This is a genomic window from Streptomyces sp. NPDC058221 (assembly GCF_042882365.1).
In the GTDB taxonomy this organism is placed as follows: Bacteria; Actinomycetota; Actinomycetes; order Streptomycetales; family Streptomycetaceae; genus Streptomyces.
Window position 1 is genome coordinate 1 of sequence record NZ_JBHVWF010000143.1, and the last position, 20,459, is coordinate 20,459.

Sequence of the window (20,459 nt, forward strand, 5' to 3'; positions counted from 1 at the left end):
CGCCCCCACCGGCCCCCGTGGTCCGCGCGCGGCCCAGGGCGGCGCACACCACGACCCGGGGGGCCGCCCCCCACCCTTCGTTATTGGGCTGGGGGCCGCGGCGCCCCGGGCCGCCGCGGCCGACTGTTTGCGGGCCGTATCGTTGAGTACGCCGCACTCGTCACCGTCCATGCAGAAAGGCGCCGCGCAATGGTGCAGATCAAGACCCCCGAGCAGATCGCGAAGATGCGTGAGGCGGGGCTGGTGGTCGCTGCCATTCACGCGGCGACCCGAGAGGCCGCGGTGCCCGGCGCCACCACGCGGGACCTGGACCAGGTCGCACGCAAGGTGATCGCCGACCACGGCGCGAAGTCGAACTTCCTGGGCTACGGCGGGTTCCCCGCGACGATCTGCACCTCGGTCAACGAGGTCGTCGTGCACGGCATCCCGGACGACAAGACCGTCCTCAAGGACGGCGACATCATCTCCATCGACGCCGGCGCGATCATCGACGGCTGGCACGGCGACGCCGCGTACACCGCCTTCGTCGGTACCGGTCACGCTCCGGAGCTCGTGGAGCTGTCCCGGGTGACCGAGGAGTCGATGTGGGCCGGTATCGCCGCGATGAAGGTGAACAACCGCCTGCTCGACATCTCGAAGGCGATCGAGTCCTACATCCGGCGCCAGCCGCGTCCCTCGACCGGCAAGTACGGGATCGTCGAGGACTACGGCGGCCACGGCATCGGCACCGAGATGCACATGGACCCGCACCTGCTGAACTACGTCTCCCGCAAGCGCGGCAAGGGCATCAAGCTGGTGCCGGGAGTCTGCCTGGCGATCGAGCCGATGGTCTCCCTCGGCACGGCCCGCACCGAGGTGCTCGCCGACGAGTGGACCGTCATCACGACCGACGGCAGCCGGTCCTCCCACTGGGAGCACTCCATCGCCCTCACGGAGCAGGGCCCGCTGGTGCTGACCGCACCGGACTGCGGCCGGGAGAAGCTCGCGCAGTACGGCATTGAGGCGGCACCCGACCCCCTGGGGTGATTGGGGGCCACCAGGAGGTCTAAGGATCTCCCGCGGTGGGCAAACTTGACGGATTCGTCTTTTGGAGTCCGCTGACGTAGACTGACTCGTCGGCTCTCGTGCATCCGTGTGTCCGCATACGGCGAGCGAGAGACGATCAAGGTAGCCGATTCGAAAGGCGAAGCGTGGCCAAGAAGCAAGGTGCCATCGAAATTGAGGGCACCGTGATCGAGTCTCTCCCGAACGCCATGTTCAGGGTGGAGCTCCAGAACGGTCACAAGGTCCTCGCGCACATCTCCGGCAAGATGCGGATGCACTACATCCGAATCCTCCCGGACGACCGGGTCGTCGTGGAGCTCTCCCCGTACGACCTGACGCGTGGCCGGATCGTCTACCGCTACAAGTAGATCTTGCCCACATTCCGTTTCGGCGGGGTGCTGGCACTGACCCGGAGAACCTGACATCCCATGAAGGTCAAGCCGAGCGTCAAGAAGATCTGCGACAAGTGCAAGGTGATCCGCCGTCACGGTCGGGTCATGGTCATCTGCGACAACCTGCGCCACAAGCAGCGCCAGGGCTGACGCACGACCCCCTGCATCTCGCAGTACTTCGCGCGACGCACGTAAACGTACATACGCAGTGCCCGTCCAAGCCACGGCTGACGACACCTCCGGCGGGGGCCGGAGACCCGGGCGTACCACCTGCTCCGAGTGAGCGGTCGGCGGTCGGGAGCGGCACTGCGGAAGACCCCCGAAATAACAACTGGAGCCATTGAATGGCACGCGTTTCAGGTGTTGACATCCCGCGCGAAAAGCGCGTGGAGGTTGCCCTCACCTACGTCTTCGGTATCGGGCGCACCCGGTCCAAGGAGATCCTCGCCACTACCGGCGTGAACCCGAACACCCGCGTTCGTGACCTGGCCGAAGAGGACCTGGTCAAGATCCGCGAGTACGTGGACGCCAACCTCCGCACCGAGGGTGACCTCCGCCGCGAGATCCAGGGCGACATCCGCCGCAAGATCGAGATCGGCTGCTACCAGGGCATTCGTCACCGCCGTGGTCTGCCGGTGCACGGTCAGCGCACCAGCACGAACGCGCGTACCCGCAAGGGCCCGCGTCGCGCGATCGCCGGTAAGAAGAAGCCGGGCAAGAAGTAGTCCTCAGCGGACGCACTGCGAACGTCCGGGTCACCGGGCATCCGCAGCATCCAGCGGTCTTCGCTGTAGGACCGATCACCTCCCCTCTCCATCTGGAGTAAAGACATGCCCCCCAAGGGTCGTCAGGGCGCAGCCAAGAAGGTGCGTCGCAAGGAAAAGAAGAACGTCGCTCACGGCCACGCGCACATCAAGAGCACGTTCAACAACACCATCGTCTCGATCACGGACCCCTCGGGCAACGTGATCTCCTGGGCCTCCGCCGGCCACGTCGGCTTCAAGGGCTCGCGCAAGTCCACCCCCTTCGCCGCGCAGATGGCCGCCGAGTCGGCCGCCCGCCGCGCGCAGGAGCACGGCATGCGCAAGGTTGACGTCTTCGTGAAGGGTCCGGGCTCCGGCCGCGAGACCGCGATCCGTTCCCTCCAGGCCACGGGCCTGGAGGTCGGTTCGATCCAGGACGTCACCCCGACGCCGCACAACGGCTGCCGTCCGCCGAAGCGTCGCCGCGTCTGATCCGTCACGGCCGGTGACGGCCGTGCGTCAGTAGCGTGGGTACGGGCGGTATGCCCCCTACGGGGGTGTGCCGCCCGTATCCTTGTTTCATCTGTCGGGCGTCAAATAGTGGGCGCCCACGACTGAAGGATTCACACATGCTTATCGCTCAGCGTCCGTCGCTGACCGAAGAGGTCGTTGACGAGTTCCGCTCGCGGTTCGTCATCGAGCCGCTGGAGCCGGGCTTCGGCTACACGCTCGGCAACTCTCTTCGCCGTACGCTCCTCTCCTCGATCCCGGGCGCCGCTGTCACCAGCATCCGGATCGACGGTGTCCTGCACGAGTTCACCACCGTGCCGGGCGTCAAGGAGGACGTCACCGACCTCATCCTCAACATCAAGCAGCTGGTCGTCTCCTCGGAGCACGACGAGCCGGTCGTGATGTACCTGCGCAAGCAGGGCCCCGGCCTGGTCACCGCTGCCGACATCGCCCCGCCGGCCGGTGTCGAGGTCCACAACCCGGACCTCGTCATGGCGACGCTGAACGGCAAGGGCAAGCTGGAGATGGAGCTGACCGTCGAGCGCGGTCGCGGCTACGTCTCCGCCGTCCAGAACAAGCAGGTGGGCCAGGAGATCGGCCGTATTCCGGTCGACTCCATCTACTCGCCGGTGCTCAAGGTCACGTACAAGGTCGAGGCGACCCGTGTCGAGCAGCGCACCGACTTCGACAAGCTGATCGTCGACGTCGAGACCAAGCAGGCCATGCGTCCCCGTGACGCCATGGCGTCGGCCGGTAAGACCCTGGTCGAGCTGTTCGGTCTGGCGCGCGAGCTCAACATCGACGCCGAGGGCATCGACATGGGCCCGTCGCCGACGGACGCCGCGCTCGCTGCCGATCTGGCGCTGCCGATCGAGGAGCTGGAGCTCACGGTCCGCTCGTACAACTGCCTCAAGCGCGAGGGCATCCACTCCGTGGGTGAGCTCGTGGCCCGTTCCGAGGCCGATCTGCTCGACATCCGCAACTTCGGTGCGAAGTCGATCGACGAGGTCAAGGCGAAGCTGGCCGGTATGGGCCTGGCGCTGAAGGACTCGCCTCCCGGCTTCGACCCGACCGCCGCGGCTGACGCCTTCGGCGCGGACGACGACGCGGATGCCGGTTTCGTGGAGACCGAGCAGTACTGAGTCGCCTCCGGCTGGGGTACCCGGTTTCGCTGGGTGCCCCGGACCGGGCGAGGGCTTTGTCCTCAAGCGCCGGACGGGCTGGATTTCGGCTCGGCGAGCTCGATTTGGCTCGGGGGCTCGGAATCGAGCTCATCCGGCACCTGGACTTCCGTGTGGCGACCGCCTCACGGGAACTGACACCGGTACCTGATACGGCCGGTGCAGCACACAAGGAGAAATACCATGCCTCAGCCCGCCAAGGGCGCCCGTCTGGGCGGCAGCGCTGCGCACGAGAAGCTTCTTCTCAACAACCTTGCGAAGTCGCTGTTCGAGCACGGCCGCATCACCACGACCGAGGCCAAGGCCCGCCGCCTGCGTCCGGTCGCCGAGCGTTTCATCACCAAGGCGAAGAAGGGCGACATCCACAACCGTCGCCTGGTGCTGCAGTCGATCACGGACAAGGGCATCGTGCACACGCTCTTCACCGAGATCGCCCCGCGGTACGAGAACCGCCCCGGTGGTTACACCCGTATCACCAAGATCGGCAACCGTCGTGGCGACAACGCCCCGATGGCCGTCATCGAGCTGGTCGAGGCCCTGACCGTGGCGCAGGCTGCCACCGGTGAGGCCGAGGCCGCCACGAAGCGTGCGGTCAAGGAAGACGCCCTCAAGAAGGACGAGACCCCGGTCGAGTCCGTCGAGGACGCCAAGCCGGCCGAGGCCGACGAGGAGTCCAAGGACGCCTGAGCGTTCTGAGACCTCTGGACGGGCCCGCATCACCCTTCGGGGCGGTGCGGGCCCGTTCCGCTGTGTACGGATCTTGAGAGGACCGCTGGTGTGAGTGACGTGGTGGAGCCCGGCTTCGTACGGGTGCGGCTGGACCTGGCCTATGACGGCAAGGACTTCTCGGGCTGGGCGAAGCAGACCAGCCGGCGGACCGTCCAGGGGGAGATCGAGGACGCCCTGCGCACCGTGACCCGCTCCTCGCGGACGTACGACCTGACCGTGGCCGGGCGTACCGATGCCGGGGTGCACGCCCGTGGGCAGGTCGCGCACGTGGACCTGCCGGCCGAGGTGTGGGCCGAGCACGCGGACAAGCTGCTGCGGCGGATGGCCGGGCGGATGGCTCCCGATGTGCGGATCATGCGGATCGAGGAGGCGCCGGCGGGGTTCAACGCACGCTTCTCGGCGCTGTGGCGCAGGTACGCGTACCGGGTGGCGGACCGGCCGGGCGGTGTCGACCCGCTGATCCGGGGTCATGTCCTGTGGCACGACCGGCCGTTGGATGTCGCCGCGATGAACGAGGCGGCGGCGCTGATGACCGGGGAGCACGACTTCGCCGCGTACTGCAAGAAGCGCGAGGGCGCGACCACCATCCGTACGCTGCAGAAGCTGAGTTGGGTACGGGACGAGGCGTCCGGTGTGCTGACGGCGACCGTGCAGGCCGACGCGTTCTGCCACAACATGGTGCGGGCGCTGATCGGCGCCGCACTGTTCGTGGGGGACGGGCGGCGTCCGGCGGCATGGCCGGCCGAGGTGCTCGCGGCCCGGGTGCGGGACCCCGGGGTGCATGTGGTGCGGCCGCACGGGCTGACGCTGGAGGAAGTCGCCTACCCGGCCGACGAGTTGCTGGCGGCACGGGCCGTCGAGGCCCGTAACGTGCGGACGCTGCCGGGAGCCGGCTGCTGCTGAGACGGGCCGGCCGGTGCGGGGTCAGGCGGTCATACGCCTGCGCCGCCGCACCGCGCCCGTGAGGACCGTCGCCACGTGCAGGGCCGCGCCGCTCAGCAGCGTGGAGCGGAACCAGCCGATCCCCGGGCTCCACCAGGCGAAGACCGCGGCGGGGACGAGGACCAGCAGCATCAGGATCCGGTAGAGCCACCAGCGGGGCCCGCGCGGGGGGCGGGGCTCGGGCGGGTGACCGCCGCCGGTGGAGATCGTGTCGCGCATCCCCGCCAGCAGCCCGCGCCGGGGAAGCACCCTGGCCCCGGGGAGCGCGCCGAGGATCTCGGTGTCCCCGCCGAAGCCCGGTGGCAGGGGCGGCAGGCCGAGAGCCGTCACCAGGCCCTCCTGGTGCCCGGCCGGGTCGCCGGTGGAGCGCAGGATGTGGGCCAGCGGGCGCGGGTCGGCCCGCTGGTAGAGGTGCGCGAGTGTCTGCGCGGTGGCCCGGACCTCGGCGTGGTCGGGGGCCGGGGACTCGGTGTCCCAGGTGTGCGTGGCGCGCGTCCGGCCCCGGTGGAGGGCGGTGATGCTGCTGTGGCCCGGGGTGCGGTGCAGGACCAGGGCCGGCCAGCTCTCGCCGGTCGTGACGGTCTCGGCCGCCGACGTCAGGGGCTCATCGGAGAGCAGCGCCGTGCGCCGGCTGCGGGTCGCCTCCGGGACCAGCTCGACATAGCTGGAGCCCTCGCCTGCCGGGGCCGTGCGCAGCGAGAAGCCGCTGAGCAGCGCGGCCTGGGCGACCTCGGCCGGGGGAGCGGACACGATCGCGACCGCGCGCGGTGCCAGCTCCGCCCAGTCCGGGGCGTCCGTGACGGGCGGCTCGGGCGGGCGGCCGAACAGCGGGACCCGGGAGGCGAGAACCAGCCGGACGTCCGAGCGGGCCTCGACGAACTGCGCGCGGGGGTCGCCGAGCCGGACCCACGGGAACTCCGTCGCGTGGACGCCGATGGCCCGGAAGACGTCGAGGGCCTCGGCCGGCCGCTCACCCAGGATCAGCATCAGGGCCAGCTCGTTGCGGAAGCCGGCCGCCTCGCGCTCGCCCGCGGGGTAGACGGAGGAGAGCTCCAGGGCCCGGGTGAGCGCCGCCGCGGTCTCGGGGCCGTACGGACCGGGGCCGTCGGGGTCGTCGTTCCCGGAGAGCCGGTACTCCAGCGCCGCCCGGAGCGGCAGGGCGTGCAGCTTCGAGCCGGGCGGGGCCGAGGCCGCCACCCGCTCCGCGTACCGGAACATCTCCTCGTGCGAGCCGTACCACTTGGCGTACAGGTACTGCAGGGCCTGCTCGTGGCAGCCGAAGTGGTGCGGGTCGCGGGCCTCGGCCTCGGCGAGATACGCGTCGAAGACCTCGCGCGGGGCCTGGATCCCGCGGGCGTGCGTGAGGGCGATGCGCCAGGGGACCGGGTCGGCGGGATTGGCCTCGGCCGCGGCACCGATCACCGGTACGGCATCCTCCAGGAGCGCGAAGAAGGCCTGGAACTGGTCGTGCTCCACGTCCTTGGCCCGGGCGGCCGTCCGTACGCGCCAGGCCCGGTGCAGATGGAAGTCGGCCACCGCGAGGAGCGCGTCCGGGTCCCCGGGCGACTCCTGGAGCCAGTTCTCCAGCCAGCCGTCGTGGTGCAGCGCCGTCCGGGCCAGCCGGCTCACGTACGCGTCCCGGCGCTCCCACTGGGCGTGCGTCCGCGTCGCGGCCAGCAGCTCCGCCGCCGGTGCGTGGTCCCCGGCGACGGCCGCGGCGACGGCGGCGCGCAGCGTGGCGTCCGGCGGGTCCAGCACCACGGCCTCGTCGGGCGCCAGGTCGGTGCCGACGGCATCGCGGTGGCGCAGGATGCGCAGGAAGGCGATCGGGAAGACGGGGCGCACAGGGCAGGTCAGGTGGTGGAGGCGGTGGCCGCCGCCGAGGCCTGGACCTCGCCGCGGTGGCGGATCTGCCGGAACGTGAAGTTCGTCAGGTCGTCACCGACGGCGAACACGTTCTTGTCGGCCTTGGTGACGTTCTTCCCGCTGGTGAAGCCGCCGACCGTGAAGTAGGCGTACCGGCCGTAGGAGTTGGCCGTGCGACGGCAGAAGGCGCCGCCCCGGCAGAACGTGGGCACACCCGAGCCGCTCAGCGACGCCAGGCCGCCGCTTGCCTGCTGGACGGTCTTCTTGGCCTGGGCCTCGGTCTCGAACACCGCGAGTCCGATGGTCACGGCCACCCCGCTGCGGCTGTACGTGGCACGGATGACCTGGTCGCAGCCGTTGTTCGCGAGGACCGAGCCGAGTGCGCCCTGCGTGGTGGCCGCGCACTTCGTGGTGCGGTGCGTGGCGCCCTTGGCGTAGACGCGGTCGCCCATCTTCAGCTGCTTGCCGGGGAAGAAGGAGTCGACCGTGACGGCCGCCCGGTCCTTCTTCACATCGGATATGTAGTCCTTCGGGTCGGGTGGTGGCGGCGGCGCGACCGAGGAGAACGACGGCTCCGGCTGGGCGGTCTCGCTCGGGAGATCGGTCGCCGACGGCAGCTGGCTCGCGTCCTTCCCGCCGGACGCGGCGGTGTCGTCCTTGCCGGTCGAGATGACCGCGGTGGCCACGATGGCGGCGATGGCGGCGGTGGCCAGCGCGCCCCCGCCGATCATCAGCCACCTCTTGCGCCTGGCCCGCGCGGCGGACGCCTCGGCCATCGCCGCCCAGTCCGGAGTCCCGTTGTCCCCCGGCCCCACCGGCCCCCAGGAGGGCCCCCCTTGCCCAAAGCTCATGCCGCGAATCCTAGACGCAACCGAAACCGGTTGGGCCAGGGCTTCGCTGCCCGTGACAATGCTGTGCATGGGACATCTTGAAGCAGGTCATCTCGAGTACTACCTACCGGACGGGCGGGTGCTGCTCGGCGATGCCTCTTTCCGCGTCGCGGACGGTGCCGTGGTCGCCCTCGTCGGAGCGAACGGCGCCGGGAAGACCACCCTGCTCCGGCTGATCGCGGGCGAGCTCCAGCCGCACGGCGGCTCGGTTTCGGTGAGCGGCGGGCTCGGCGTGATGCGGCAGTTCGTGGGCTCGGTGCGCGACGAGCGCACGGTGCGTGACCTGCTGGTCTCCGTCGCCCAGCCGCGTATCCGCGAAGCGGCGCAGGCCGTCGACCGGGCCGAGGAGCTGATTCTCACCGTCGACGACGAGGCCGCGCAGATGACGTACGCGCAGGCGCTCAGCGACTGGGCGGAGGTGCGCGGGTACGAGGCCGAGACCGTCTGGGACATGTGCACGATGGCCGCGCTGGGCATCCCGTACGAGAAGGCGCAGTGGCGCGAGGTGCGCACGCTGTCCGGCGGTGAGCAGAAGCGGCTGGTGCTGGAGGCGCTGCTGCGCGGGCCCGACGAGGTCCTGCTGCTCGACGAGCCGGACAACTATCTGGACGTCCCCGGCAAGCGGTGGCTGGAGGAGAAGCTGAAGGAGACCCGTAAGACGGTCCTCTTCGTCTCCCACGACCGGGAGCTGCTCTCCCGGGCCGCCGAGAAGATCGTCAGCGTGGAGCCCAGCCCGGCCGGCAGCGACGTGTGGACGCACGGCGGCGGATTCGGCACCTACCACCAGGCCCGCAAGGAACGGTTCGCCCGCTTCGAGGAGCTGCTGCGCCGCTGGCAGGAGGAGCACGCCCGGCTCAAGGCGCTCGTCCTGCGGCTGCGGCAGCAGGCGGCGAACAGCCCGGACATGGCGAACCGCTACCACGCGATGCAGACCCGCTTCAAGAAGTTCGAGGACGCGGGGCCCCCGCCGGAGCCGCCGCGCGAGCAGGACATCAGGATGCGGCTGCGCGGCGGCCGGACCGGGGTGCGGGCGGTGACCTGCAAGAACCTGGAGCTGACCGGCCTGATGAAGCCGTTCGACCTGGAGATCTTCTACGGGGAGCGGGTCGCCGTCCTCGGATCCAACGGGTCGGGGAAGTCGCACTTCCTGCGGCTGCTGGCCGGTGAGCAGGTGACCCACACGGGGGAGTGGAAGCTCGGAGCGAGGGTGGTCCCCGGCCACTTCGCGCAGACCCACGCCCATCCGGAGCTGCTCGGCAAGACCCTCGTCGAGATCCTGTGGACGGAGCACGCCAAGGACCGGGGCGGTGCGATGTCGGTGCTGCGGCGGTACGAGCTGGAGCGGCAGGGGGACCAGCCGTTCGAGAAGCTGTCCGGCGGGCAGCAGGCGCGGTTCCAGATTCTGCTCCTGGAGCTGGCCGGCACGACGGCGCTGCTGCTGGACGAGCCGACGGACAACCTGGACCTGGAGTCGGCGGAGGCGCTGCAGGACGGGCTCGAGGTGTACGACGGCACGGTGATGGCCGTCACGCACGACCGGTGGTTCGCAAAGTCCTTCGACCGGTATCTGGTCTTCGGCTCGGACGGGGTCGTCCGGGAGACGACGGAGCCGGTGTGGGACGAGCGGCGGGTGTCGCGGGTGCGGTGACGCTTGGCGGGTGCGGGGTTCCGGGGCGCGGGTCTTTTGTCCTCAATCGCCGGACGGGCTTGGTTGTGCGGGTGCCCCCGCAGGGCGCTGTGTCCCGGTGGGTGGGGGTCCGCCGTGCGTCTGTGACAGTCGTTTCACTGGCGTGCAGGCGCGGGTGATGCAAGGGGTGGGGACGTGCAGGGGAGTCCCCGCAGGAAATGGCGTACGACCCGGGTCCCTCTCGGACCCGGGTGAACACGCCATTTCTGAGGAGACGCCCCGGAGGGGCACCGCCCCCCACCCACCGCGCAAGGGCGCACCCCGCGGGGGCACCCGCACACATCAAGCCCGTCCGGCGATTGAGGACGGAACCGCCCGCCCCGGGGGCCCGGAACCCCGCGTGCCTGCCCGGCCGAGGGTGACGTTTTGACCCGTCCGGGGCGGGCCGGGTACTGTCGAGGATTGTTATACGTATTGGCTTCGTCGTTCTCACGCGAAGGGCCCTTACGTAGGTTCTCTGGAGCAGTTACCAGTGGCTCGCATACGGGCAGCGTCCCCGGCATTGTGAGCCCCAGCTGCATATCGCTTCAGAGGTGCCGTGTGTCTGGACCCCATCCACTGAAGAAGCGAAGGCTACGAAGTGCGTACGTACAGCCCCAAGCCCGGCGATGTCACTCGCCAGTGGCACATCATTGACGCCGAGGACATCGTCCTCGGTCGTCTCGCCACCACGGCTGCGAACCTTCTCCGAGGCAAGCACAAGGCGATTTACGCCCCCCACATGGACATGGGCGACTTCGTCATCATCATCAACGCCGAGAAGGTCCACCTCTCCGGCAACAAGAAGACCCAGAAGATGGCCTACCGCCACTCCGGGTTCCCGGGTGGTCTGCGCTCCGTCCGCTACGACGAGCTGCTCGAGAAGAACCCCGAGAAGGCTGTCGAGAAGGCCATCAAGGGCATGATCCCCAAGAACACTCTGGGTCGCCAGATGATCTCGAAGCTCAAGGTCTACGCGGGTGACCAGCACCCGCACGCTGCCCAGCAGCCGGTCCCGTTCGAGATCACCCAGGTCGCGCAGTAGTTCCGGCCTCCCCCTAAGACGTACAGAAAGATCTGAGGAGAATCGTGGCCGAGACCACTGCAGAGACGCCCGTCGAGGGCACCGAGGTCACCGAGGGCGAAGAGACCTTCGCCGAGGTGACCACCTTCGAGTCCGAGGTGCCCGTCGAGGGCGAGTACACCTCCGAGTCGCTCGTGGGCCGCTTCGGCGACCCGCAGCCGGCGGCTGGCCTTGGCCGTCGCAAGAACGCCATCGCCCGCGTCCGGATCGTTCCGGGCACCGGCAAGTGGAAGATCAACGGTCGCACCCTTGAGGACTACTTCCCCAACAAGGTGCACCAGCAGGAAGTCAACGAGCCCTTCAAGGTGCTCGAGCTGGACAACCGCTACGACGTCATCGCCCGCATCTCGGGTGGCGGCGTCTCGGGTCAGGCCGGTGCCCTGCGCCTCGGCGTCGCCCGCTCGCTCAACGAGGCGGACGAGGACAACAACCGCGCCACGCTGAAGAAGGCCGGCTTCCTCTCCCGCGACGACCGTGCGGTCGAGCGCAAGAAGGCCGGTCTCAAGAAGGCCCGTAAGGCCCCGCAGTACAGCAAGCGCTAAACCGCCTGCTCATCCGCGTTACACGTTCGCCCCGGCGGCACACCTCGTGCTGCCGGGGCGTTCGTTTATTGACAGCCTCGGGCATATAACGGCATAAGACGTTCATACGCCCGTTGTATGCCTGGTTTGATTTTGCGTTTCGGAGCACCTTCGGAGGACACCAGTGGGACGACTCTTCGGCACGGACGGCGTGCGCGGTGTCGCCAATGCGGATCTGACGGCCGAGCTCGCGCTCGGTCTGTCGGTCGCTGCGGCGCACGTACTGGCCGAGGCAGGCACCTTCGAGGGCCATCGGGCGACGGCCGTGGTCGGCCGGGACCCGCGCGCCTCCGGAGAGTTCCTGGAGGCGGCCGTGGTGGCGGGTCTCGCCAGCGCGGGCGTCGACGTCCTGCGCGTCGGCGTGCTGCCGACCCCGGCCGTGGCCTACCTCACCGGTGCGCTCGGCGCCGACATCGGCGTGATGCTCTCCGCGAGCCACAACGCCATGCCGGACAACGGGGTCAAGTTCTTCGCCCGCGGCGGCCACAAGCTCGCCGACGAGCTGGAGGACCGCATCGAGACGGTCTACGAGCAGCACCGCACGGGCGAGCCGTGGGCCCGTCCCACCGGCGCCGGTGTGGGCCGCATCAGCGACTACGCCGAGGGCTTCGACCGCTACGTCGCTCACCTCATCGGCGTACTGCCCAACCGGCTCGACGGGCTCAAGGTCGTCCTGGACGAGGCGCACGGCGCCGCCGCCCGCGTCTCGCCCGAGGCGTTCGCCCGGGCCGGCGCCGAGATCGTCACGATCGGCGCCGAGCCGGACGGCCTGAACATCAACGACGGCTGCGGTTCCACGCACCTGGAGCTGCTGCGCGCCGCCGTCGTCGAGCACGGCGCCGACCTCGGCATCGCGCACGACGGCGACGCCGACCGCTGCCTGGCCGTGGACGCCGCGGGCAAGGAGATCGACGGCGACCAGATCCTGGCCGTCCTCGCCCTCGCCATGCGCGACGCCGGACAGCTGCGCAAGGGCACCGTCGTCGGCACCGTGATGTCGAACCTCGGGTTCAAGATCGCCATGGAGCGCGAGGGCATCGAGCTCGTCCAGACCGCCGTCGGCGACCGTTACGTGCTGGAGTCGATGAAGTCCGAGGGCTACGCCCTGGGCGGCGAGCAGTCCGGCCACGTCATCGTCCTGGACCACGCCACGACCGGTGACGGCACGCTGACCGGCCTGATGCTGGCGGCCCGGGTCGCCGCCACCGGCCGCCCGCTCGCCGATCTGGCCGGGGTGATGGAGCGCCTGCCCCAGGTGCTCGTCAACGTGCCGGACGTCGACAAGTCCCGGGTCTCCACCTCCCCCGAGCTGGCCGTGGCCGTCGCCGAGGCCGAGCGCGAGCTGGGTGCCACCGGACGCGTGCTGCTGCGCCAGTCCGGCACCGAGCCGCTGGTACGGGTCATGGTCGAGGCCGCCGACATCGACCAGGCGCGCGCTGTGGCCGGCCGGCTGGCCGATGTGGTGAAGTCCGCGCTGGGATAGGCCGCAGGGGCGGGGCCGGGTGTGCGGATCTCCGCGTGCCCGGCCCCGTTCGCGTGCTCGGCGGGCTCAGCCCCGCCCGGGGCCCTGGCCCGTGCCCGGCGCCGCCGGTGGCCGCACGTTCGCCCGGCGGTGGCGGGCCGCCTGCCACAGTCCCTTCTGCAGCAGCAGCGTCAGCGTGCCCGCGAGCACGATCCCGCCGAGGTTCTCCAGCAGCTGCCGCGCGGAGCCGGACATCTGCGCGTAGTCGCTGTAGCTGAAGGCCACCGCCGCGTTGGCCGCGGCCGGCACGGTCGTCACCGAGATCGCGACACCGATCAGTGCCCCGGACTTCGCCGAGGTGAGCGACAGCGTCCCGGCGATGCCCGCGAGGAACGCCACCACGAACGACATCCAGTCGGGCTGCCAGACGAACGCCGTATTGGGCCGGTCCGCCTCGATCATCCCCGCGTCGAACAGCCCGAGGACGTCCATCAGCCAGGCGAAACCGGCCGTCAGCACCATCGCCACGGCGAAACCGCCGACCAGCGCCAGCAGCGACCGCCACACCAGCTGCGGGGCGCGCTGCACCAGGGCCGTGGAGATCCCGGCCAGCGGGCCGAACTCCGGGCCCACCGCCATCGCCCCCACGATCAGGATCGCGTTGTCGAGCATCACACCGCAGGCGGCCAGCATCGTCGCGACCGCGAGGAACGACACATAGGTGACGCTGAACGTCGACTCCTCGTGGGTCGCCTCCGTCAGCTCCTCCCACAGCACCGCGTCCGCACCCTCGCCCGGTGCCTCCCGCTCCGCCCGGTCGGCGCTCGTGGAGAGCGTCAGGTCCATGTTCTCGACGGTGATCGATCCGTACGCGTCGACGCCGAGCCCGCGCAACGCCCCGATCAGCTCGTCGCCCGCCTCCCGCGCCACGTCGCACATCACCACGTCGCCCACCGGGTCACGGGCCACCGCGGCCATCACCACGAGATGGGCGGTGCCGACGGTCCGCTCCAGCAGGGCCACCACCCCGTCCGTGCGGTCGGCGGGCACGATCAGGCGCAGATGCAGCACAACGGGCTCCTCGGGTGGGTCCTGCGCCTCAGAGCTTGCGCAGGGACAGCCGCTGGACCTTGTGGTCGGGGCCCTTGCGGAGCACCAGGGTGGCACGGCCCCGGGTCGGCGCGACGTTCTCCACGAGGTTCGGCTTGTTGATGGTCCGCCACATCGTCGCCGCGTACTCCATCGCCTCCGCCTCGGAGACCTGGGTGTACTTGCGGAAGTACGAGGACGGGTCCTGGAACGCCGTGGCGCGCAGCTTGCGGAAGCGGTTGAGGTACCAGGTCTCGATGTCCTCGGGCCGGGCGTCCACGTACACACTGAAGTCGAAGTAGTCGGCGAGTCCGACCCTGGTCCGGCCGTCCTTGCCGGGCAGTGCGGGCTGCAGCACGTTCAGCCCCTCGACGATGAGGATGTCCGGGCGCCGCACGGTGAGCCGCTCGCCCGGCACGATGTCGTAGATCAGGTGCGAGTAGACGGGCGCCGTCACCTCGTCCTTGCCCGCCTTGATGTCGGCGACGAAGCGGGTCAGGGCGCGCCGGTCGTACGACTCCGGGAAGCCCTTGCGCGACATCAGGCCGCGTGCGTGGAGCTCCTTCATCGGCAGCAGGAAGCCGTCCGTGGTCACCAGCTCCACCCGCGGGTGCTCCGGCCAGCGGGCCAGCAGCGCCTGGAGGATGCGGGCGCTGGTGGACTTGCCCACCGCGACACTGCCCGCGACCCCTATGACGAACGGGGTGCCGCGCTGCTCCCCGTGCCCGTTGCCCGCGTCCCCGAGGAAGGTGTTCAGAGCGCCGCGCAGCCCGGAGGTGGCCTGGACGTACAGATTGAGGAGGCGGGAGAGCGGGAGGTAGACGTCGCGCACCTCGTCGAGGTCGATGACGTCCCCGAGCCCGCGCAGCCGCTCCACCTCGTCGGCGGTCAGCGGCAGCGGCGTCTTGTCGCGCAGGGCGCTCCACTCCGCTCTGGAGAGGTCGACGTACGGCGTCGCGGCGTGCTCGGTGCGTCGGTTCGTGCTCCGTGTCGGCGAAGTGATCACAGGTTCATTGTTGCGGGAGTTCGAACGGAGCGGAGGGTGGGGTCGGTCACGTGGCGGACGCGCGGGGCCGGGCCTGGTCCCTCGGGGCCGGCCCGGCCGTCCGTCACGGCTACGATCCGTGACCGCTCAGGATCTCCAGGTAGTGCCGGTTCTCCATGATGCCGAGGATGTTGCCGAACGGGTCGACGACCGAGGCGCCGACGAAGCCCTCGCCGAATTCCCGGACGGGCTCGCTCGTCGTCGCGCCGAGGAGCAGCAGCCGGTCCAGGGTGGCCCGGACGTCGTCGACGTGCCAGTAGACGACGGCGCCGGAAGGGGCGGAGGGGGAATCTCCGCGGGCTCCCAGGGTCGGCGCGTATGCGCTGTCGAGCAGGCCCAACTCGTGCTGGTAGTCGCCGATCCGGAACTCCGCGTAGCCCGGGCGCTCGAAGTAGGGCTCGATGCCGAGAAGTTCTGTGTACCACTGCTTCGCGGCGCTCAGGTCCTCGGCGTGGAACCTGACAGTGGTGAGGCCTCGCAGCATCTGTGCTCCTTCGGTCAACGGCGTGGGCCCGTTGCGATGTCGGGGGTGGCAGCAGGTGTTCGGGGGGGTTGCCCCAGTGGTGCCCTTTTGTGTCGATAGTAGATGAATATGGGCGGCCTGGACGGATGTCTTCCGGTCACGAGTCCGTCCGTCATGGCCGTGTCCCGGGTCTTCGGGGTTTGGCATTCCGATCAGCAGGGCTGATCGGAGGGTCATGGCTCCAAGGATGTTACCTCCGTACGCTTTTGGAAGGTAACAGCCCAAGGGAGGGACATCCCAGATGATCGCCACCGCCTCGCGTCACTACTACGAAACCCAACTGCCGCTCTCGGAAGACCCTTTGCTGATCGCGGCCCGGCTCGCCGACTCCGGTCTGCACGAGTCGTACGTCGTCTACGAGAACGGGGGGAGCTGGTCCTACGCGGGCGGAGTGCGTGCCGAGCTGGTCCTGGACCGTGACGGCGCCCGGCTCACGCAGGAAGGGCTGCCGGCCGCCGTGCTGCCGTGGAGCGACCAGCCGCTGCGGCTGGTCTCCCGGCTCCTCGCCCAGGTGGAGGTGCCGTACTGGCGCGCCTACGGCTGGGCCGCCTTCGAGCTGTCGTACGCCAAGGGCGGCGACCGCGGACACCTCAGCGAGGAACGGCTGATGCACCTCGTCGTGCCACGCGCCGAGGTCCGCTTCGGGGAGGGGCACGCCCTGCTGCGGGCCGCAGACCAGGAGACCCTCGACGCGCTGGTCGACACCGTCGTGGCCGGCCCACCGGCCCGGGGCGGACAGCCGCGGCCGCTCGACGTGTACGCCACCGACGCCACCCGCTACCGGGCGGCCGTGCAGCACGCGGTCGACGACATCAACGCCGGTGAGCTGCACAAGGTGATCCTGTCCAGGGTCGTCGAGGTGCCCGGTGAGACCGATCTGACCGCGACGTACGTGGCGGGGCGCCGGGGCAACAACCCGGCTCGCTCGTTCATGCTGAACCTCGGCGGCACCGAGGCGATCGGCTTCAGCCCGGAGATCGTCGTGCAGGTCTCCGAGGACGGGAAGGTGATCAGCCAGCCGCTGGCCGGAACCCGCGCTCTCACCTCGGACATCCTGGTCAACGAGAAACTGAGGGCCGACCTCTTCGGTTCGCCGAAGGAGGTCTACGAGCACGCCATCTCGGTGAAGACCGGAGCGGACGAGCTGATCGATGTGTGCCTCGAAGGTTCCGTCGAGGTACCGGAGTTCATGGCCATCCGGGAGCGCGGCAGCGTCCAGCACCTCGCCTCCAGGGTCTCCGGCCGGCTCGCCGCGGGCCGGGAGGCCTGGGACGCCTTCGGCGCGGTCTTCCCCGCGGTCACCGCGTCCGGTGTGCCGAAGGCGGCGGCGTACGACTCGATCCGCCGGTACGAGCCCGAGTCGCGCGGCCTGTACAGCGGGGCCGTGCTCACCGTGGACCACTCCGGTGCCATGGACGCCGCCCTGGTGCTGCGCAGCGCCTACCGCAAGGACGGCCGTACCTGGCTGCGGGCGGGAGCCGGCATCGTCGGGCACTCCACGCCCGAGCGGGAGTTCGAGGAGACCTGCGAGAAGCTCGACAGTGTCGCCCGGTTCCTGGTGCCGGCGGATGACGGGACGGCGTGATGCGGATCGCCGAGGACATCCATCTGGCGGGCATCGGCAGCTGGCTGCCGGATCCGGTGACCACAGATGAGGCGGTGGCCCGGGGCTGGTACGGCCGGGCCGACCGGGACGCCTCCGGCATGCGGGCGGTGCGGGTGGCCGGCGAACTGCCCGCGCCCGACATGGCGGTACGCGCCGCCGGGACGGCACTGCGCCGCGGAGCGGCCACCGGGCTGACGCCCGACGACTTCGGGGCGCTGCTGCACTGCGCCACCTACCACCAGGGGCCGGACGGCTGGTCCGCCCCGCACTACGTACTGCGGCACACCCTCGACCGTCCGGTGACCGCGGCCCAGATCGGGCCCGGCTGTCTCGGCATGCTGGCCGCACTGGAGCTGGCCGCCCACAGACTGGTCGCCGACGCGTCCAGGGACGCCGTGCTGATCACGTCCGCCGACAACTTCTCCGTACCGGTGGTGGACCGCTGGAACTCCTCGAAGCTGTTCCTCCTCGCGGACGGCGGCGCGGCCGCCGTGGTCTCGCGGCGTGCGGGATTCGCCCGGCTGCTCTCCATCGGCTCGGCCTCCGCGCCGTCGATGGAGGAGCTGCACCGCTCCGGTGAGCAGTTGTTCCCGCCCGGTGTCACCGTCGGCCGCTCGCTCAACTTCGAGGAGCGCAGCGCCCACCAGCGCCGCCGGTGGGCGCAGGGGGCGGCCGCGCCGGCCGTCCACTTCGGAGAGGTGGTCGCCGACACGGTCGACCGCGTCCTGGAGGAGGCCGGCACCAGCCTGGAGAAGGTCGCCCGGGTCTGCCACACCGGGTACGCCGAGGGTGCCCTGTACAGCATCTATCTGGACCCGCTCGACATCGAACCCTCCCTGGGCACCTGGGAGTTCACCCGGGACATCGGGCATGTCGGCGCCGCCGACCCGTTCATCGGGCTGGAGCGCCTGTGGACCCGCGGCGAGGTGGCCCCGGGAGACCGGGTGGTGCTGCTCGCGGCCGGCCCCGGCATGGAAGTCGCCTGCGCAGTAGTGGAGATCACCGCCGGCTGCCCGGAGGGCGGCGCACACCAGGAGAAGGAGGAGCGCTCATGATGCTCGACGGCTGCACGGCCTGGCCGGCCGGAACCGCCGCACGCTACCGCCGTGCCGGGATCTGGCGCGGCACCGACCTCGGCGCGCTGCCGCGCGAGTGGGCGGCGGCCCACGGCTCCGCCACGGCGCTGGTCGCCGGGGGGAAACGGATCAGCTACGCCGAACTCGCGGGCCGGGTGGAGCGCAGAGCCGCCGGATTCGTGGCCGAGGGGGTGCGGCCGGGGGACCGGATCGTGCTTCAGCTGCCCAACGGCGCGGAGTTCGTGGAGGTGGCCTTCGCCCTGTTCCGGGCCGGGGCCAAACCGGTCTTCGCGCTGACCTCGCACCGGGCGCAGGAGATCCGCCACCTGTGCCAGCTGTCCGGGGCCTCCGGCTATGTGGTGCCCGGGATCTTCCGCGGCTTCGACCACACCGCTCTCGCCCGGCAGCTCGCCGGTGAACTCCCCCTGCTGCGAAAGGTGTTCGTGCTGGACGGAGAGGGCCTCGGGGACGGCGTCGATGTCGTCCCGCTGGAGCGGGTGGACGCGGAGCCGCTGCCGCTGCCCGCCAACGACCCCTCGGACGTCGCCTTCTTCCTGCTCTCGGGAGGCACCACCGCACTGCCCAAACTCATCCCGCGCACCCACGACGACTACGCCTACCAGACCCGCAGGGTCGCCGAGCTCGCCGGACTCGGTACCGGATCGGTCTATCTGGCCGTCCTTCCGGTGGAGTTCAACTTCACCTGGGGCTGCCCCGGTGTCGTCGGCACCCTGTCGGCCGGCGGCACCGTGGTGATCGCGCCCGACCCCACGGCCGACGACTGCTTCCGGCTGATCGAGCGGGAGAGGGTCACGCTCACCTCCGTGGTGCCCACCGTGGCCCGGCTCTGGCTGGACGAGGTGGAGTGGTCGGAGGCGGATCTGTCCAGCCTGGAGGTGCTGCAGATCGGTGGCGCCCGGCTCGAACCGGAGCTGGCCGCGCGGGTCACCCCCGAACTCGGCTGCCGGCTGCAGCAGGTGTTCGGCATGGCCGAGGGGCTGCTCACCATGTCCCGTCCGGACGACGACCAGCACTCCGTGCTGCACACCCAGGGCCTGCCGGTGTCCGACGCCGACGAGGTGAGGATCGTCGACGAGTCGGGCGAGCCGCTACCGCCCGGCGGCACCGGGGAGCTGCTGACCCGCGGCCCCTACACCCTGCGCGGCTACTACCGGGCTCCCGCGCACAACGCCAGGGCCTTCACCGACGACGGCTTCTACCGCACCGGTGACCTGGCCAGCCTCACCCCCGAGGGCCGGCTGGTCGTCGAGGGGCGGATCAAGGACGTGATCATCCGGGGCGGCGACAAGATCGCCGCCGGTGAGGTGGAGGCCCAGCTGCTCGCCGTCCCGGGGATCGCCGCCGCCGCCGTGGTGCCGGTGCCCGACGAGTTCCTCGGCGAGCGGATCTACGCCTTCCTCGTCAGCCGCGGAACGGGAGAACCCCCCGCCCTGGCCACGCTGAAGGCGACCCTGCAGCAACGGGGACTGGCCGACTACAAGCTGCCGGACCGGGCCGAGTACGTACCGGAACTGCCGCTCACACCCCTCGGGAAGATCGACAAGAAGGTCCTGGCGGCGGCCGCCGCCGATCCCGGGCGCTCCCGAGTCCGGGAGCCCGCCCGCACGGCCGGGGCCGCCCCCGATGCCGTCACTCCCGCCGCACCGATACCGACGAGGTGAACCGCCATGACCACAAGCCCTTCCCCACGTGACAGGACGCGTGCCCAGCGCCGTACCTCCCCACTCTCCGCGACGGAGCTGCGGGAGGAGGTGGCTGCCGCCGTCGGCATGGCGCCCGGGACGATCTCCGGTGACGCCAACCTGGTCCATCTCGGGCTCGGCTCCCTGGAGATGATGCGTCTGGTCACCCGCTGGCGCCGGCAGGGTCTCCCCGCCGACTTCGCGGCTCTCGCGGGTGCTCCCACCCTCGACGCCTGGCACCGCCACCTCACCGATGCCTGGACCGGCCGAGGCGATCTGGCGGGGCGTGTGGGCGCCCGCGTCGGCGTGCTCCTTGACCTGCTTTTC

Annotated in this window: 21 protein-coding genes; 16 read left to right on the forward strand and 5 right to left on the reverse strand. The window is 70.4% G+C overall.

What is annotated here, in order from left to right:
• Positions 1 to 189: 189 nt before the first annotated feature.
• From map to truA, 8 genes are all read left to right on the forward strand, one after another.
• Complete coding sequence (map, locus tag ACFVW8_RS31910) at positions 190 to 1,026, forward strand: type I methionyl aminopeptidase (protein ID WP_389696181.1); 837 nt, start codon at positions 190 to 192, stop codon at positions 1,024 to 1,026.
• Between the two features lie 164 nt (positions 1,027 to 1,190).
• Complete coding sequence (infA, locus tag ACFVW8_RS31915; RefSeq protein WP_014047798.1) at positions 1,191 to 1,412, forward strand: translation initiation factor IF-1; 222 nt, start codon at positions 1,191 to 1,193, stop codon at positions 1,410 to 1,412.
• 60 nt (positions 1,413 to 1,472) lie between these two features.
• Complete coding sequence (gene rpmJ, locus ACFVW8_RS31920; protein ID WP_003956441.1) at positions 1,473 to 1,586, forward strand: 50S ribosomal protein L36; 114 nt, start codon at positions 1,473 to 1,475, stop codon at positions 1,584 to 1,586.
• Between the two features lie 194 nt (positions 1,587 to 1,780).
• Entirely contained in the window at positions 1,781 to 2,161 is a 381-nt protein-coding gene (gene rpsM / locus ACFVW8_RS31925) for a 30S ribosomal protein S13 (RefSeq protein WP_014047799.1), read from the forward strand.
• A gap of 105 nt (positions 2,162 to 2,266) precedes the next feature.
• The gene (gene rpsK, locus ACFVW8_RS31930) at positions 2,267 to 2,671 is read left to right on the forward strand and encodes a 30S ribosomal protein S11 (RefSeq protein ID WP_003956432.1); all 405 of its coding nucleotides are present in this window, start codon (positions 2,267 to 2,269) and stop codon (positions 2,669 to 2,671) included.
• A 137-nt stretch (positions 2,672 to 2,808) separates the two neighbouring features.
• Positions 2,809 to 3,831, forward strand: a complete 1,023-nt coding sequence (locus ACFVW8_RS31935) for a DNA-directed RNA polymerase subunit alpha (protein WP_024491600.1) — start codon at positions 2,809 to 2,811, stop codon at positions 3,829 to 3,831.
• 222 nt (positions 3,832 to 4,053) lie between these two features.
• Positions 4,054 to 4,557: a 50S ribosomal protein L17 gene (rplQ, locus tag ACFVW8_RS31940; RefSeq protein WP_136328425.1), complete on the forward strand. Its 504-nt coding sequence runs from the start codon at positions 4,054 to 4,056 to the stop codon at positions 4,555 to 4,557.
• 90 nt (positions 4,558 to 4,647) lie between these two features.
• Positions 4,648 to 5,502: a tRNA pseudouridine(38-40) synthase TruA gene (gene truA / locus ACFVW8_RS31945; RefSeq protein ID WP_389696184.1), complete on the forward strand. Its 855-nt coding sequence runs from the start codon at positions 4,648 to 4,650 to the stop codon at positions 5,500 to 5,502.
• Between the two features lie 21 nt (positions 5,503 to 5,523).
• Here truA and ACFVW8_RS31950 read toward each other — a convergent pair whose 3' ends face one another.
• Positions 5,524 to 7,386 carry a hypothetical protein gene (locus tag ACFVW8_RS31950; protein ID WP_389696186.1) on the reverse strand — a complete coding sequence of 621 codons (1,863 nt, stop codon included), beginning with the start codon at positions 7,384 to 7,386 and terminating at the stop codon, positions 5,524 to 5,526.
• An 8-nt stretch (positions 7,387 to 7,394) separates the two neighbouring features.
• A complete protein-coding gene (locus ACFVW8_RS31955) occupies positions 7,395 to 8,258 on the reverse strand; it encodes a hypothetical protein (protein WP_389696188.1) in 864 nt (287 codons plus the stop codon).
• 67 nt (positions 8,259 to 8,325) lie between these two features.
• Here ACFVW8_RS31955 and ACFVW8_RS31960 point away from each other — a divergent pair, with 67 nt between their 5' ends.
• The 4 genes from ACFVW8_RS31960 to glmM all read left to right on the forward strand — a co-directional run bounded on the left by ACFVW8_RS31960 (position 8,326) and on the right by glmM (position 13,111).
• Positions 8,326 to 9,945 (forward strand): ABC-F family ATP-binding cassette domain-containing protein, encoded by a 1,620-nt coding sequence (locus ACFVW8_RS31960; protein WP_389696190.1) that lies wholly within the window; start codon positions 8,326 to 8,328, stop codon positions 9,943 to 9,945.
• 619 nt (positions 9,946 to 10,564) lie between these two features.
• The gene (rplM, locus tag ACFVW8_RS31965; RefSeq protein ID WP_389696191.1) at positions 10,565 to 11,008 is read left to right on the forward strand and encodes a 50S ribosomal protein L13; all 444 of its coding nucleotides are present in this window, start codon (positions 10,565 to 10,567) and stop codon (positions 11,006 to 11,008) included.
• A 44-nt stretch (positions 11,009 to 11,052) separates the two neighbouring features.
• Complete coding sequence (gene rpsI / locus ACFVW8_RS31970; protein ID WP_123461078.1) at positions 11,053 to 11,589, forward strand: 30S ribosomal protein S9; 537 nt, start codon at positions 11,053 to 11,055, stop codon at positions 11,587 to 11,589.
• 163 nt (positions 11,590 to 11,752) lie between these two features.
• Positions 11,753 to 13,111, forward strand: coding sequence for a phosphoglucosamine mutase (gene glmM, locus ACFVW8_RS31975; protein WP_389696194.1), 1,359 nt, complete (start codon positions 11,753 to 11,755; stop codon positions 13,109 to 13,111).
• 66 nt (positions 13,112 to 13,177) lie between these two features.
• Here glmM and ACFVW8_RS31980 read toward each other — a convergent pair whose 3' ends face one another.
• The 3 genes from ACFVW8_RS31980 to ACFVW8_RS31990 all read right to left on the reverse strand — a co-directional run bounded on the left by ACFVW8_RS31980 (position 13,178) and on the right by ACFVW8_RS31990 (position 15,708).
• Complete coding sequence (locus ACFVW8_RS31980) at positions 13,178 to 14,161, reverse strand: DUF389 domain-containing protein (RefSeq protein WP_389696196.1); 984 nt, start codon at positions 14,159 to 14,161, stop codon at positions 13,178 to 13,180.
• 28 nt (positions 14,162 to 14,189) lie between these two features.
• Positions 14,190 to 15,185, reverse strand: a complete 996-nt coding sequence (gene coaA, locus ACFVW8_RS31985) for a type I pantothenate kinase (RefSeq protein WP_389696198.1) — start codon at positions 15,183 to 15,185, stop codon at positions 14,190 to 14,192.
• A gap of 109 nt (positions 15,186 to 15,294) precedes the next feature.
• Positions 15,295 to 15,708, reverse strand: coding sequence for a VOC family protein (locus ACFVW8_RS31990; protein ID WP_389696200.1), 414 nt, complete (start codon positions 15,706 to 15,708; stop codon positions 15,295 to 15,297).
• 280 nt (positions 15,709 to 15,988) lie between these two features.
• Between ACFVW8_RS31990 and ACFVW8_RS31995 the strand changes: the two genes are divergently transcribed.
• The 4 genes from ACFVW8_RS31995 to ACFVW8_RS32010 all read left to right on the forward strand — a co-directional run.
• Positions 15,989 to 17,332: a salicylate synthase gene (locus tag ACFVW8_RS31995; protein ID WP_389696202.1), complete on the forward strand. Its 1,344-nt coding sequence runs from the start codon at positions 15,989 to 15,991 to the stop codon at positions 17,330 to 17,332.
• Positions 17,332 to 18,408, forward strand: coding sequence for a ketoacyl-ACP synthase III family protein (locus ACFVW8_RS32000; RefSeq protein WP_389696204.1), 1,077 nt, complete (start codon positions 17,332 to 17,334; stop codon positions 18,406 to 18,408). The genes ACFVW8_RS31995 and ACFVW8_RS32000 overlap by 1 nt, the downstream gene beginning before the upstream one ends.
• Positions 18,405 to 20,111, forward strand: a complete 1,707-nt coding sequence (locus ACFVW8_RS32005) for a (2,3-dihydroxybenzoyl)adenylate synthase (RefSeq protein WP_389696206.1) — start codon at positions 18,405 to 18,407, stop codon at positions 20,109 to 20,111. The genes ACFVW8_RS32000 and ACFVW8_RS32005 overlap by 4 nt, the downstream gene beginning before the upstream one ends.
• A gap of 6 nt (positions 20,112 to 20,117) precedes the next feature.
• Positions 20,118 to 20,459: phosphopantetheine-binding protein (locus ACFVW8_RS32010; RefSeq protein WP_389696208.1), on the forward strand; the 342-nt coding region annotated here is incomplete at its 3' end.

Coding starts and splice junctions, on each gene's coding strand:
- map (WP_389696181.1), top strand. CDS start 190: ATGGTGCAGATCAAGACCCCCGAGCAGATCGCGAAGATGCGTGAGGCG.
- rpmJ (WP_003956441.1), top strand. CDS start 1,473: ATGAAGGTCAAGCCGAGCGTCAAGAAGATCTGCGACAAGTGCAAGGTG.
- rpsM (WP_014047799.1), top strand. CDS start 1,781: ATGGCACGCGTTTCAGGTGTTGACATCCCGCGCGAAAAGCGCGTGGAG.
- rpsK (WP_003956432.1), top strand. CDS start 2,267: ATGCCCCCCAAGGGTCGTCAGGGCGCAGCCAAGAAGGTGCGTCGCAAG.
- ACFVW8_RS31935 (WP_024491600.1), top strand. CDS start 2,809: ATGCTTATCGCTCAGCGTCCGTCGCTGACCGAAGAGGTCGTTGACGAG.
- rplQ (WP_136328425.1), top strand. CDS start 4,054: ATGCCTCAGCCCGCCAAGGGCGCCCGTCTGGGCGGCAGCGCTGCGCAC.
- ACFVW8_RS31955 (WP_389696188.1), bottom strand. CDS start 8,258: ATGAGCTTTGGGCAAGGGGGGCCCTCCTGGGGGCCGGTGGGGCCGGGG.
- ACFVW8_RS31960 (WP_389696190.1), top strand. CDS start 8,326: ATGGGACATCTTGAAGCAGGTCATCTCGAGTACTACCTACCGGACGGG.
- ACFVW8_RS31990 (WP_389696200.1), bottom strand. CDS start 15,708: ATGCTGCGAGGCCTCACCACTGTCAGGTTCCACGCCGAGGACCTGAGC.
- ACFVW8_RS31995 (WP_389696202.1), top strand. CDS start 15,989: ATGATCGCCACCGCCTCGCGTCACTACTACGAAACCCAACTGCCGCTC.
- ACFVW8_RS32000 (WP_389696204.1), top strand. CDS start 17,332: ATGCGGATCGCCGAGGACATCCATCTGGCGGGCATCGGCAGCTGGCTG.
- ACFVW8_RS32005 (WP_389696206.1), top strand. CDS start 18,405: ATGATGCTCGACGGCTGCACGGCCTGGCCGGCCGGAACCGCCGCACGC.